We start from the raw sequence: 12,349 nt of genomic DNA, 5'->3' as shown, positions 1-12,349 counted from the left end.
GCGATGAGTCCCATCCGATTCGACTCCGTGCTCCGACGAGCCGACACCGCAGAGGTCGTCGCGGCCGTCGGCGAACTCGAGCAGCCGCGGAGCCTGGCGGGACGTGGGATCGCGCAGTCGTCGGATGGGCTTGTTCAGTTCGCCTTCGCCGTGGACCAGACCGACGACTGGTGGGAGCTGACATGCGAGGACGGTCGACATGAGGACTACCGCGAGGGCACGTACTCGTACCGAAGCTCGCGCAATCACGAGCACGTGGCCGCCGAGTTCTTCCGCCCGATGCCGCAGGCGCTCCAGATGCTGTGGCCCACCCGTCTGCTGACCTGGGCGAATCCGCACGGCAGCTTCTATCCGGTGCTGGCACAGTCTCTCGGCCGGCACGCCATACTCTTCACCTTCGAGCACGTCGACGATCCGGCGTACCGACAGACGCTCGTCATGGACGCACGCTCCGGCATCGCGACCCGGCTGATCGGACTGGACCACGCTCTGATCATCACGAGCATTGAGCCCCTCGCACGGTGGGACCATGCCGCGACGCCCGCCTTCGAACCTCTCACCGGACCGCCTGAGCCCGACTACTGACGTCCGGGCCGCCTGAGTCGCAGCGAGGGAATGCTGCTCGGATGCCGCGACGGTCGTGCCGTCGACAGGCTGAGGAGCTTCGCGCAGCGTTCCGGGCCTGGCCGGCATCGCGTCGTCCTGCCGACGGGACGAAGACCACGGGCAGAGTGGCGCCCGGACCGGAATCCGACGCGAGGTCGATGCCGGAGCGGAACCGCAGGTCGACCGTCCCGCGCGCAGGAACGGACGGGACGGGCCTGCGGGCGCTCAGACCGCGCCGGCGGGCACCTCGTCGAGGAACGGGTAGTCGATGTAGCCCTCGGCGGTCGAGCCGTAGAAGAATTCGGGGCGCGCCTCGTTGAGCTCCGCCCGCTGCTGCCACCGGGCCGCCAGATCGGGGTTGGCGATCACGGGGCGACCGACGGCGACGGCATCCGCCCAGTCCGACGTCACGAGCGTCTCGGCCTCCTCGCGGGTCGTGGGCGACCCGAAGCCCGAGTTGAGGATGAAGGGGGCGGCGGCCGTGCGACGGATGTGCTGCACGAGCTCGCCCGTCGGGTCGGCGCTGAGCACATCGACGAACGCGAGCCCGAGGGGGGCGAGCCCCTCGGCGACAGCCGTGTAGGTCGCGCGGGCGTCGGCGTCGTCGTGCTCGAGCACACCCTGGATGTTGTGCTGCGGCGAGAGCCGGATGCCGGTGCGGTCGGCGCCCACGGCAGCGGCTACGGCCCGGGTGACCTCGACCGCGAAGCGCGCGCGGTTCGCGGGCGATCCGCCGTACTCGTCGTCGCGCACGTTCGAGACGGGCGAGAGGAACTCGTGCACGAGGTATCCGTTCGCGCCGTGGACCTCGACGCCGTCGAGCCCCGCCGCGAGCGCGTTGCGCGCGGCCTGCGCGAACTGCTCGACGACCTCGGGCACCTCCGCCGCGGTCAGCGCGTGCGCGATCGGCATGTCGGCCTTGCCCTTCGGGGTGCGGGTCTGCCCGGGCGCGGCCAGCGCGCTCGGGCCCACGACTCGGTCGGCACCGGTGATGTCGGGGTGCGACACGCGTCCGCCGTGCATCAGCTGCATGACGATGGTGCCGCCGGCCTCATGGACGGCGTCGGCGATGCGTCGCCAGCCCGCGATCTGTTCCTCGGTCTGGATGCCGGGCTGCCCGGGGTACGACTTGCCCTCCACGACAGGCCACGTGCCCTCGGTGATGATGAGGCCCTGCCCCGCGCGCTGGCGGTAGTACTCGACCATGACGTCGGTGGGAACACCGTCCTCGCCCGCGCGGGTGCGCGTGAGCGGCGCCATGACGACGCGGTTCGACAGGTTCAGGGCACCGAAGACGGCGGGCTCGTACAGGCTCATACTGAACCGCAACCGCCCAGGCCCCGCGCGCTATTCCTCGGCGGCTGCGGTTCACCTGGCAGTTCATGCCCCCTCACGCAGCCCGAAGCGGCGGATGCTGCCAGGTGAAGCGCCTTACTGCGGGGCGAGGCCCAGGTCGTCGAGGTCGATCGCGGCGAGCCACTGCAGCCCGGCCTCCTCGACCGCTGCCTGGGCGCCGGTCTTGCGGTCGACGATGACGGCCACCGCGACGGGCTCGGCGCCCTCGCGCCGCAGCGCCTCGACGGCCTTGAGTGCGGACTGGCCGGTGGTCGAGGTGTCCTCGACGACGACGACGCGCTTGCCTGCGACATCCGCGCCCTCGACCTGCCGACCGCGGCCGTGGTCCTTGGGCTCCTTGCGCACGACGAACGCATCGAGGGGGCGGCCCGCGCGCACCGACTCGTGCATGACGGCGTTCGCGATCGGGTCGGCGCCGAGGGTGAGGCCGCCGACCGCGACGACGCCGTCGACGTCCGAGATGAGGTCGAGCATGATGCGGCCGATCGCCGGCGCGGCGCGGTGGTCGAGCGTCAGCCGACGCATGTCGACGTAGTACGTCGCCTTCTTGCCGCTCGAGAGGGTGAAGTCGCCGTGGAACACCGCCTCGTCCTGGATCAGCCGGATGAGATCCTGGCGGTCGGCTTCGAGCTCGGGCGTGCCTGCGACGGTCATGACCCCGATTCTACGAGCGGGTGGCCCCGGCCCGACGCCGTCGCTCAGACCACGACGAGGTCGACATCGCGCAGCTCGCCCGCGTCGACCGTGAGCGTGAGGAACGTCTTGTGAGGCTGGCGACGCCGGTCGGTGGGCGAGCCCGGGTTGAGCAGCCGGAGTCCGCGCGGGGTCGTCGTGTCCCACGGGATGTGGCTGTGGCCGAAGACGAGCACGTCGTCATCGGGGTAGACGGCGTCCATCCGTCGCTCGCGCCCCGCCGCGGCGCCGGTCTCGTGCACGACGGCGAACCGCACCCCCTCGATCGTTCGACGCGCCACCTCGGGCAGTCGCGACCGCAGGTCGGCTCCGTCGTTGTTGCCCCACACCCCCAGCACCTCGCCGTGCCGCTCGAGCTCGTCGAGGACGGATGCCGCGACCCAGTCCCCCGCGTGCACGATGAGGTCGGCCGCGTCGGCCGCGGCGAGCACGGCATCCGGCAGGGCCCGCGCCCGCCCGGGGACATGCGTATCGGCGATGAGCAGCAATGTCGTGGCCATCCCCCGACGGTATCCGGATGCCGCGCAGCGGGCGAGGTCCGAGCCGCCGAATAGGCTGGGGGCATGCGTCTTGCCACCTGGAACGTGAACTCGATCCGCGCTCGCGTCGACCGGATCGTCGGCTTCGCGGTGAACGAAGACATCGACGTCCTGGCGATGCAGGAGATCAAGTGCAAGCCCGAGCAGTTCCCGATGGAGCAGTTCGAGGCGGCCGGCTACCACGTCGAGCTCCACGGCCTGAACCAGTGGAACGGCGTCGCGATCGCCAGCCGCGAGCCGATGACCGACGTGCAGATCGGGTTTCCCGGGATGCCGGGATTCCTCAAGGGCCACGAGGGCCCCGACGCGCCGCAGGAGGCGCGGGCCATCGCCGCGACCGTCGGCGGCGTCCGCGTCTGGAGCCTCTACGTCCCGAACGGCCGGTCGCTCGATGACCCGCACTACGTCTACAAGCTCCACTGGCTGCAGGCGCTCGAGCAGTACACGCGCGACACCCTGGCCGCATCCCCCGGCCTCGCCCTGGCGCTCACCGGCGACTTCAACATCTGCCCCACCCCCGAGGATGTCGGCGACCCGACCCTCGTCGAGGGCGTGACGACCCACGTCTCGCCGCCCGAGCGCGCCGCGTTCCAGGCGCTGCTCGACGCCGGCCTCTCCGACACCGTGCGCCCGCTGGTGCCGACCGGCTTCACCTACTGGGACTACAAGCAGCTGCGGTTCCCCCGCAACGAGGGCCTGCGCATCGACTTCATCCTCGGCTCGTCCGCGTTCGCCGATGCCGTCACCGGCGCCGCCATCCACCGCGATCAGCGCAAGGGCGAAGCGCCGAGCGATCACGTCCCCGTCGTCGTCGACCTCGACCTCGACGGCGACGACGATGACGACCGTCCGATGATCTTCTGATCGTCGCGACGGCCGTCCGGCTCCCCCGCTCGGGGGATGTCGCACCCCTGCGCGCACCGTAGCGTGGAGGTCATGTCCGTGGCCTCCCCCGTACCCGACGAGCGTCTCGCCGCGACCCCCGAGCAACTGCGCAACGACCTGTGGCTCGCCGCCGCGCTGCTCGTGAGCGCGATCCTCAGCACCTGGCTCGGCAGTGTCGCGCAGGTCTGGGGCGACGACTCACCGCACCTCGGCTGGGGCCTGCTCTACAGCGTGGCGCTGACGGCACCGCTCGCGCTGCGTCGCCGCATCCCCGAGGTCGCGCTGATCGTCGTCGCTGTCGTCTACTTCGTCGGCATGTCGGCGCACATCCCCGAGATGTACGTCGGCAGCATCGCCCTCTTCATCGCGATGTACTCGGTCGGCGCGTGGGTGGTCGACCGGCGGCGGGCCCTGATCGTCCGCGTCGTGGTCATCATCGGCATGTTCTTCTGGCTGCTCGCGGCGATGTTCCAGGCGGCCAGCGAACAGGGCAGCGACAGCGCCGCGGAGTTCTCGCTGTTCTCCCCCGTCGCGGCGATGATGATGCTGCAGTTCCTCTTCAACGTCGTCTTCTTCGCCGGCGCCTTCGCGTTCGGCGAGCGCGCCTACGCGGGCGCGCTCAGCCGCGAGGAGCTCGAACAGCGCACGCGTGAGCTCGAGCACGAGCGCGAGATCACCGCGGCGCAGGCGGTGGCGCTCGACCGCGTCCGCATCGCACGCGAGCTCCATGACGTCGTGGCGCACCACGTCTCGGCGATGGGCGTGCAGGCCGGCGCCGCGCGCACGGTGCTCGATCGCGATCCCGAGGCGGCGCGACGCGCGCTCACCGTGGTCGAGGAATCGGCACGGGCGTCGCTGACGGAGCTCCGCCAGCTGCTCGAGACGCTGCGGACCCCGGATGCCGCAGCACCGCACGATTCGACGCTGCGGCTCGAGGCGATCGCCGAGCTGGTCCGGTACTCGGAGGAGAACGGGATGCCGACCACCTTCACCGTCGTGGGCGAACCGGTCACGGCGTCCGAGGTCGCTCAGGTGAACCTCTACCGCATCGCCCAGGAGGCGCTCACGAACGCGCGCCGCCATGGCGGGCCCGACGCGCGCGCCGACGTGCGGCTGCGCTTCGACGGCGACGAGATCGAGCTCGAGATCGCCAATGACGGCCGCGTGCGCTTCGGGGCGACGCCGGGCCTCGGCCTCGTGGGCATGCGGGAGCGCGCGGCGGCATCGGGCGGCTGGCTCGAGGCGGCACCCCGTCCTCGCGGCGGCTTCCTCGTCCGGGCCCGTGTTCCCGCGAGCGCGCGGTCGTCCCAGCCGAGCACCCAGGGGGTTCTCGCATGAGCACGACCACCACGCCCTCGCCCACCACGCCCACGTCGGTGGTGCTCGTCGACGACCATGCCGTCATGCGGGCCGGTTTCCGCATGATCCTCGAGGCGAGCGGCGACATCGCCGTCGTGGGCGAGGCCGGCGACGGCGCGGAGGCCGTCGAGACGGTCGCACGCCTGCAACCGGACGTCGTCTTCATGGATGTCCAGATGCCCGTCCTCGACGGACTCGAGGCGACCCGCCGCATCGTCGCCGACCCTCGCAATTCCAGCGCGGTCGTCGTCGTGACGACCTTCGACCGCGACGACTACCTGTTCCAGGCGTTGCAGGCCGGAGCCAGCGGCTTCCTGCTGAAGAACGCCGGGCCCGAGGAGCTCGCCGCCGCCGTGCGGGTGGCCGCCGCCGGTGACGCCCTCCTCGCTCCGGAGGTCACCCGACGGGTCATCGAGCGCTTCGCCGGCGGCCCACCCGACGCGACCTCCGCGACCACCGAAGCACCCGCCGCGCCGCAGGCGTCGACTCCCGCCGATCACGGCCTCACCGAGCGGGAGGCGGAGGTGCTGCGCCTCCTCGCGCGGGCGCTCAGCAACGCCGAGATCGCGCGAGAGCTCTTCATCGGCGACGCCACGGTGAAGACGCACGTGTCGAACATCCTCATCAAGCTCGGCGCACGCGACCGCGTGGCCGCCGTCGTCCTGGCCCACCGCAACGGCTGGGCCTGACCAGCCGCGAGCTCAGGCCGGGTCGGAGACGGGCGAGAGCGAGGGGCGCGGCACGGGCATCGAGAGGGGCCGCACCGCGCGCGGCATCGCGATGCGCCAGAGCGCCTGGATGCTCCAGATGAACAGTGCGACCAGGAGCACGTTCCGGGCGAGAAGCAGGCTCGCCGCGAACGGGTCGGCGTGCACGAGCGGCATGTAGAAGATCGGGAAGACGAGCGTCGTCAGGAAGCTCGTCACCGCCATCCACTTCGCGGGCGTCCGCCACCGCTCGGGGTCGATGAGCAGCCCCACGACGACGATCGGGGCGAGCCACAGCATGTACTGCGGAGAGCCGACCTTGTTGAAGACGATCAGCGCGGCGGTGAGGGCGAAGGCGCCCAGCACCATGAGGCGGCCCTCCGCGCGCTCGACGCGCTGGGCGCCGGCGACCCAGGTCATCCGGGCTCGCACGAGCAGCAACGCGATCGCGGCGAACGCGGCGATCATGAGCCAGCCGACGACCTCGCCGGCAGCCATCGCCCCGTGCCCGATCACCTCGCGGGTGGCGAGCTCGTAATTCTGCTGGATGCGCGCTCCGGGCAGCTCCCAGATCGTCGCCCACACCCACGGCGTCGCGACGGGCGCTTCGAGCTGCGGGGCACGAGTCCCTTGGATCGTGAGGAAGCTGAAGAGGTTCGATGCGCCCCCGGCGAGAACCACCGCGATCATGATGACGACGCTCGCCACGCCACCGCCCACGGCGACCCACCAGCGGCTCCGGCACACCGCGATCACCGCAGCCGCGATGGCGGCCGGCCACACCTTGATCCAGGTGGCGAGCGCGATGAGCGCTCCGGCGACGACGGGGCGCCGCGAGACCCAGACGAGTCCCGCGATGGCGAGCGGAGCAGCGAACCCCTCCAGGCGCAGCATCGACACGGGGGCGAGGAGCAGGATGCTGAGCAGCCAGTACCAGGCGGCCGGATAGGCCGAGCGACGTTGCAGCCGCGCGCCGGCGATCGCGGCGAGGGCGAGCCAGTTGGCGCCGGCGAGCATGAGCAGCCAGACGAGCTGGTACAGGTAGGGGCCCAGCGCGATCGGCGCGACGATCGGCAGCAGCGCGCCCGCCGGGTACACCCACTCGAAGTCGATGATGGGCCAGGTTCCCTGCACGGCATCCTGCGCCCACTGCCGGTACAGCGGGAGGTCGCCCTCCGTGCCGCCCGCGATGATCAGCGGCAGGAGGGCGAGGATGTAGGCCGCGTGGAAGGCCACGAAACCGGTGACGAGACCCCGACGGGTTCGGCCGAATGCCGCCAGTCGCTGGCGGCGCGTCGGGCGGCGGGGGGATGCCGGAAGAGACGTCACCCGGGCATCATAGGCCCCGCGCATATCTGCCCGATGAACGCCGAGGTGGGCGCTGTGGCGTACCGCCGGCCGGCTCAGCGCCGGTGCGCCGCGCGCCCGCCGTGCCCCGCCAGCGCATCGGCTGCGCCCACCAGCGCGAGGTGCGACAGCGCCTGCGGCGTGTTTCCCGCCTGGCGCCCGTCGGTGACGTCGTACTCCTCCGACAGGAGCCCGACGTCGTTGGCGAGTCCGCACAAGCGGTCCATGAGCCGGGTGGCGTCGTCGATGCGTCCGGTCGACGCGTACTGCTCGACGAGCCAGAACGAGCAGGCGAGGAAGGGATGCTCGGTGCCGGCGAGACCGTCGACGCCGGCCTCGGTGCGGTAGCGCATCACCAGGCCCTCGCGCAGCAGCGTGCTCTCGATGCGCGCGACGGTCGCGAGCATGCGCGGATCGTCGGGAGCGCAGAACCCGACGGCCGGAAGCAGCAGCAGCGACGCGTCGACCTCGTCGGTGCGGAAGTGCTGCGTGAAGTGCCCGCCCGCGGCATCCACGCCCTGCTCGTCGATCTCGGCGCGGACGCGGTCGCGCAGGGCCCGCCAGCGATCGGGATCGCCGCTCAACCCGTGCTCCTCGACGGCGCGGACGCCCCGATCGAGGGCGGCCCAGATCATCGCCCGCGAGTGGGTGAACATCTGCGGTTCACCCCGGATCTCCCAGATACCGTGATCGGGCCGGTCGAGCCAGGCGACGACCTGATCGAGCAGTGCCCGCTGCAACGCCCACGAGAACGAGGTCTCGGTGACGCCGGCGAGCCGGGCGGCCTCGAGGGCGACCATCACCTCGCCGATGACGTCGGCCTGATACTGGTCGACCGCGCCGTTGCCGACGCGCACCGGCGCGGACCCCGCGTAGCCGGGCAGGCTCTCCAGCTCGCGCTCGGGCAGGTCGCGCTCGCCCGCGATGCCGTACATGATCTGCACGTCGGCGGGATCGCCCGCAACCGCCCGCAGCAGCCAGTCGCGCCAGCGCGCGGCCGCCTCGAGATAGCCGTGCGAGATGTAGGCCTCGAGAGTCAGGGCAGCGTCACGCAGCCATACGTACCGGTAGTCCCAGTTGCGCGAACCACCGAAATCCTCCGGCAGAGAGGTTGTCGCGGCGGCGACGATGCCGCCCGTCTCGGCGTGGGTGAGCGCCCGCAGCACGAGCATGGAACGCAGCACCCGGTCGCCCCACCGCCCGCCGTCGCGGATGCGCCGCGCCCAGGTCGTCCACCACCCGCGCGTGCGCTCGAGGGCGCCGTCGACGTCGAAGGGCTGCGGGATGTCGCGGTACGAGGCCTCCCAGCGCAGCACCGAGTCGACGGTGCGCCCCGCCTCGACACGGAACTCGCCTCGGTGCATCGTGTCCCGGGCGACGAGCCGGGGCCCGCGCAGCGTGACGGCATCCGGTCCGGCCACCGCGAGCAGGACGCCCATCGGGCGGGCATCCGACGTGTCGGCCGCACCGATCTGCCGCACCCAGGGCACCGCCCGCGCATAGTCGAACCGCAGCCGCACCTCGCTCACGAAGTCGACTTCGCCCGCGACACCGACGACGCGCCGGACGACCGCATCGACCCCGTCGAGGACCGGCATGAACTCGTGCACCTCGGCGACACCGGCGGCACACTCCCACCGGGTCACGAGCACGAACGTGTCGCCGTCGTAGCGCCGCGTCGCGGTCGCGTCCGGGTCGCGTGGCCGCAGGCTCCAGCATCCGTGCGAGCTGTCGCCGAGCAGGGCGCCGAAGATGGAGCCGGAGTCATAGCGGGGAAGGCACAGCCAGTCGAGGTCGCCCCGGTCGGACACGAGCGCCGCACTGCGGCAGTTGCTGAGGAGGGCGTAGCGCTCGATCGGTGCGGGCATGCTCGCATCATCGCGGTCGGGGGTCGGATCCGCCAATACAGCGATTCGCGGATGCTGGTTAGGCGAGGCTATCCTTCTGCGGTGCGTCATCGTCTCCTCGCCAGTCTCGCCATCGTCCCGCTGGCCGCTCTCGCTCTCGCGGGGTGCGGCGCATCGGAGGTCGTCCCGGCCGGCACGGCCGCCCCGGCCGGCAACGGGGAGACGTCCTACCCCCTGACGATCGAGAACTGCGGCCGCTCCGTCACGGTGGATGCGGCGCCCCAGCGCATCGTCTCGCTGGACCAGAACTCCACCGAGATCCTGCTCTCGCTCGGGCTGGAGGACCGCATCGTGGGCACGGCGTCGTGGACCGACCCGATCCTTCCCTCGCTCGCCGAGGCGAACCAGAACGTGCCCCGCCTTGCCGACAACGCCCCCACCTACGAGGTCACGCTCGGCGCCGACCCCGACTTCGTCACTGCCTCGTTCGGACGACACTTCACGCAGGGCGGCGTCGCGACGCGCGACCGGTTCGACGAGACCGGGATCGGCAGCTACCTCTCGCCGACCGACTGCGACAACGGCGTCAGCATCAACGGCGGTGGCACCCGCACCACCCCGCTCACCGTCGACGCGCTCTATCGGGATATCACCGAGCTGGGTCAGATCTTCGACGTCTCCGATCGGGCCGAGAAGCTCGTCGACGATCTGCGCTCCCGCGCTGCGGCCGCGACGGAGGGCATCGACGCCTCGGGCGCCACCGTCGCCTTCTGGTTCGCCGACACCAAGACCCCGTACGTCGCCGGCGGGCTCGGCTCGGCTGCGCTGCTCGCGGCGACCACCGGGTTCACCAACGTGTACGCCGATGCCGCGGACGACTGGCCCGCGACGACCTGGGAGGACCTCGTCGACCGCGATCCGCAGGTTCTCGTCCTCGGCGATCTGCAACGCGATCGCTTCCCCGGCGACCGGCTCGACGACAAGATCGCGTTCCTCGAGTCGGATCCCGTAACGCGCACGATCGATGCCGTGCGCAACAAGCGCTACATCGCGCTGCACGGCGCCGAGCTCAACCCCTCGATCCGCTTCGTCGACGGGCTCGAGAAGATCGAGAGCTGGATGGACGAGCACCGGGACGAGCTCTGAGCGTGCGGACCCGCGGCCCTGTCGCCACGGCCGGGTTGCTCGGGGGCGGCATCCTGCTGCTCGTCGTGTCGGTCGGCGTCGCGATCACCCTCGGCCCGGCCGACATCCTGCTCGTCAACGTCCGCGACATCGTCACCAACCACCTGGGCCTCACCGACATCCCCGTCAAGACCGCGAAAGACGCGATCGTCTGGGAGGAGCGACTGCCCCGCGCGCTGGTCGCCGCGGCGTGCGGTGCGGGGCTCGGGCTCTGCGGCGTCATCATGCAGTCGCTGCTGCGGAACCCCCTCGCCGAGCCGTTCATCCTCGGCATCTCGTCCGGCGCCTCGACCGGTGCCGTCGCGATCGGCGTGCTCGGCCTCGGCGGCGCCGCGCTCGGCCTCTCCGGCGGGGCCTTCATCGGAGCGCTCGTCGCTTTCGCGGTGGTGCTGCTGCTCGCACGCCTCGCCGGGGGCGGGGACGACCGTGTCGTCCTGGCCGGAGTCGCGAGCACGCAGCTGTTCTCGGCACTCACCTCTCTCGTGATCTTCGCGTTCGCCGACGCCGATGAGACGCGCGGGGTCATGTTCTGGCTCCTCGGCTCGCTCGAGGGCATCCGCTGGGACGACGTCGTGCTGTGCACCGTCGTCGTGGCGCTGGGCTCCCTGCTGTGCCTGCGCTACGCCTCGGCCCTCGACGCCTTCGTCTTCGGCGATGAGGTCGCGGCCTCCCTGGGCATCCACATCGCACGCACGCGCGGCATCCTGCTCGTCACGACCGCGCTGATCACGGCCACCCTCGTGAGCGTCGCCGGCGCGATCGGCTTCGTCGGCCTCGTCCTCCCCCACATGGCACGCCTGCTCGTTGGGTCGCGCCACGGGCGCCTCATCCCCACCACGATCGTCGCCGGGGCGATCTTCATGGTGTGGGTGGATGCCGGCTCGCGCGTCGCCTTCTCGCCCACGCCGCTGCCCGTCGGCGTCGGAACCGCCCTGGTCGGCGTGCCCGTCTTCATCGTTCTGCTCGCCCGCCGGAGGAACCGCGCATGACCCTCGCCGCACGCGACGTGTCGTGGACGCGCTCGGGCACGCTCGTCGTCGACGGCGTGAGCGTGCGCCCCGAGCCGGGGCAGACCCTGGGCCTGCTCGGGCCCAACGGATCGGGCAAGTCGTCGCTTCTCCGGCTCCTGCACGGGCTCGTCCGCCCGACCGCGGGACTCGTGACCCTCGACGACGAAGACCTCGCCTCCCTCAGCCGGCGTCGAGTAGCGCGCGCCGTCGCCGCCGTCACGCAGCACGCCGACACGGAGGTTGACATCACCGTGCGCGAGGTCGTGCGCCTCGGCCGCATCCCGCACCGCACCGCCTTCGGCGGCGACCCGGCGGCGGACGAGGCCGCGATCGACCGCGCCCTGGCACACGTCGGTCTCACCGATCGGGCCGACCGGCTCTGGCACACCCTTTCGGGCGGCGAGCGCCAGCGCGCGCAGATCGCCCGCGCGCTGGCGCAGGAGCCCCGCGAACTGCTGCTCGACGAGCCCACCAACCACCTCGACATCCGTCATCAGCTCGACCTGCTCGAACTCGTCTGCGACCTGCCGGTGACGTGCATCGTCGCGATCCACGATCTGAACCTCGCCGCGATGTACTGCGATGCCGTGATGGTGCTGCGGTCGGGCCGGGTCGTCGCCGCGGGCGCCCCCGCCGAGGTGCTGACCGCCGAGCTCATCGCCGACGTCTACGGCGTGACCGCCGAGGTCACCGCCGACGCCCGGGACGGACACCCCGTCATCACCTTCCTGCGCCGCTGACGCGGTCCGCGCCCGCCCCCGCTCCCCCGCGCGGCTCCCCCGCTGGGCGGGGCGGAACCCGGCACGATCCGCCGT

12 protein-coding genes are annotated in these 12,349 nt (G+C 71.7%); 7 read left to right on the top strand and 5 right to left on the bottom strand.

The window, feature by feature from the left end:
• Positions 1 to 3 precede the first annotated feature (3 nt).
• Positions 4 to 585: a hypothetical protein gene (locus O1W71_RS06495; RefSeq protein WP_269267057.1), complete on the top strand. Its 582-nt coding sequence runs from the start codon at positions 4 to 6 to the stop codon at positions 583 to 585.
• Between the two features lie 246 nt (positions 586 to 831).
• Here the strand turns inward: O1W71_RS06495 and O1W71_RS06490 are convergent, their stop codons facing one another.
• From O1W71_RS06490 to O1W71_RS06480, 3 genes are all read right to left on the bottom strand, one after another.
• Positions 832 to 1,923 (bottom strand): alkene reductase, encoded by a 1,092-nt coding sequence (locus O1W71_RS06490; RefSeq protein ID WP_269267056.1) that lies wholly within the window; start codon positions 1,921 to 1,923, stop codon positions 832 to 834.
• 114 nt (positions 1,924 to 2,037) lie between these two features.
• Positions 2,038 to 2,616: an orotate phosphoribosyltransferase gene (pyrE, locus tag O1W71_RS06485; RefSeq protein ID WP_112616119.1), complete on the bottom strand. Its 579-nt coding sequence runs from the start codon at positions 2,614 to 2,616 to the stop codon at positions 2,038 to 2,040.
• A gap of 44 nt (positions 2,617 to 2,660) precedes the next feature.
• Complete coding sequence (locus O1W71_RS06480) at positions 2,661 to 3,155, bottom strand: metallophosphoesterase family protein (protein ID WP_269267055.1); 495 nt, start codon at positions 3,153 to 3,155, stop codon at positions 2,661 to 2,663.
• 63 nt (positions 3,156 to 3,218) lie between these two features.
• On the opposite strand from O1W71_RS06480, the gene O1W71_RS06475 reads away from it, so the two are divergent.
• The 3 genes from O1W71_RS06475 to O1W71_RS06465 all read left to right on the top strand — a co-directional run bounded on the left by O1W71_RS06475 (position 3,219) and on the right by O1W71_RS06465 (position 6,127).
• Positions 3,219 to 4,058: an exodeoxyribonuclease III gene (locus tag O1W71_RS06475; RefSeq protein ID WP_112616115.1), complete on the top strand. Its 840-nt coding sequence runs from the start codon at positions 3,219 to 3,221 to the stop codon at positions 4,056 to 4,058.
• Positions 4,059 to 4,130: 72 nt separating this feature from the next.
• Positions 4,131 to 5,417, top strand: a complete 1,287-nt coding sequence (locus O1W71_RS06470; RefSeq protein ID WP_269267054.1) for a sensor histidine kinase — start codon at positions 4,131 to 4,133, stop codon at positions 5,415 to 5,417.
• Positions 5,414 to 6,127 (top strand): response regulator, encoded by a 714-nt coding sequence (locus tag O1W71_RS06465; RefSeq protein ID WP_269267053.1) that lies wholly within the window; start codon positions 5,414 to 5,416, stop codon positions 6,125 to 6,127. Before O1W71_RS06470 ends, O1W71_RS06465 begins: the two co-directional genes overlap by 4 nt.
• A 12-nt stretch (positions 6,128 to 6,139) precedes the next feature.
• On the opposite strand, the gene O1W71_RS06460 is transcribed toward O1W71_RS06465, so the two are convergent.
• Together O1W71_RS06460 and O1W71_RS06455 are read right to left on the bottom strand one after the other, a co-directional pair.
• Complete coding sequence (locus O1W71_RS06460; RefSeq protein ID WP_269267052.1) at positions 6,140 to 7,474, bottom strand: glycosyltransferase family 87 protein; 1,335 nt, start codon at positions 7,472 to 7,474, stop codon at positions 6,140 to 6,142.
• 74 nt (positions 7,475 to 7,548) lie between these two features.
• Positions 7,549 to 9,360 carry a glycoside hydrolase family 15 protein gene (locus O1W71_RS06455; RefSeq protein ID WP_269267051.1) on the bottom strand — a complete coding sequence of 604 codons (1,812 nt, stop codon included), beginning with the start codon at positions 9,358 to 9,360 and terminating at the stop codon, positions 7,549 to 7,551.
• Positions 9,361 to 9,441: 81 nt separating this feature from the next.
• Here O1W71_RS06455 and O1W71_RS06450 point away from each other — a divergent pair, with 81 nt between their 5' ends.
• Genes O1W71_RS06450 through O1W71_RS06440 form a run of 3 tightly spaced genes read left to right on the top strand, consistent with a single transcriptional unit; the run spans position 9,442 to position 12,274 of the window.
• Positions 9,442 to 10,485 carry an ABC transporter substrate-binding protein gene (locus O1W71_RS06450; RefSeq protein ID WP_269267050.1) on the top strand — a complete coding sequence of 348 codons (1,044 nt, stop codon included), beginning with the start codon at positions 9,442 to 9,444 and terminating at the stop codon, positions 10,483 to 10,485.
• Positions 10,486 to 10,487: 2 nt separating this feature from the next.
• Complete coding sequence (locus O1W71_RS06445; protein WP_269267049.1) at positions 10,488 to 11,513, top strand: FecCD family ABC transporter permease; 1,026 nt, start codon at positions 10,488 to 10,490, stop codon at positions 11,511 to 11,513.
• A complete protein-coding gene (locus tag O1W71_RS06440; RefSeq protein WP_269267048.1) occupies positions 11,510 to 12,274 on the top strand; it encodes an ABC transporter ATP-binding protein in 765 nt (254 codons plus the stop codon). The genes O1W71_RS06445 and O1W71_RS06440 overlap by 4 nt, the downstream gene beginning before the upstream one ends.
• Positions 12,275 to 12,349: the final 75 nt, after the last annotated feature.

The organism is Microbacterium sp. H37-C3 (assembly GCF_027157935.1).
GTDB lineage: Bacteria > Actinomycetota > Actinomycetes > Actinomycetales > Microbacteriaceae > Microbacterium > Microbacterium plantarum.
Note: the sequence above shows the minus strand (reverse complement) of the source record. Positions and strands in the feature narration are given on the sequence as shown.

Coding starts and splice junctions, on each gene's coding strand:
- O1W71_RS06440 (WP_269267048.1), top strand. CDS start 11,510: ATGACCCTCGCCGCACGCGACGTGTCGTGGACGCGCTCGGGCACGCTC.
- O1W71_RS06455 (WP_269267051.1), bottom strand. CDS start 9,360: ATGCCCGCACCGATCGAGCGCTACGCCCTCCTCAGCAACTGCCGCAGT.
- pyrE (WP_112616119.1), bottom strand. CDS start 2,616: ATGACCGTCGCAGGCACGCCCGAGCTCGAAGCCGACCGCCAGGATCTC.
- O1W71_RS06470 (WP_269267054.1), top strand. CDS start 4,131: ATGTCCGTGGCCTCCCCCGTACCCGACGAGCGTCTCGCCGCGACCCCC.
- O1W71_RS06495 (WP_269267057.1), top strand. CDS start 4: ATGAGTCCCATCCGATTCGACTCCGTGCTCCGACGAGCCGACACCGCA.
- O1W71_RS06480 (WP_269267055.1), bottom strand. CDS start 3,155: ATGGCCACGACATTGCTGCTCATCGCCGATACGCATGTCCCCGGGCGG.
- O1W71_RS06490 (WP_269267056.1), bottom strand. CDS start 1,923: ATGAGCCTGTACGAGCCCGCCGTCTTCGGTGCCCTGAACCTGTCGAAC.
- O1W71_RS06465 (WP_269267053.1), top strand. CDS start 5,414: ATGAGCACGACCACCACGCCCTCGCCCACCACGCCCACGTCGGTGGTG.
- O1W71_RS06475 (WP_112616115.1), top strand. CDS start 3,219: ATGCGTCTTGCCACCTGGAACGTGAACTCGATCCGCGCTCGCGTCGAC.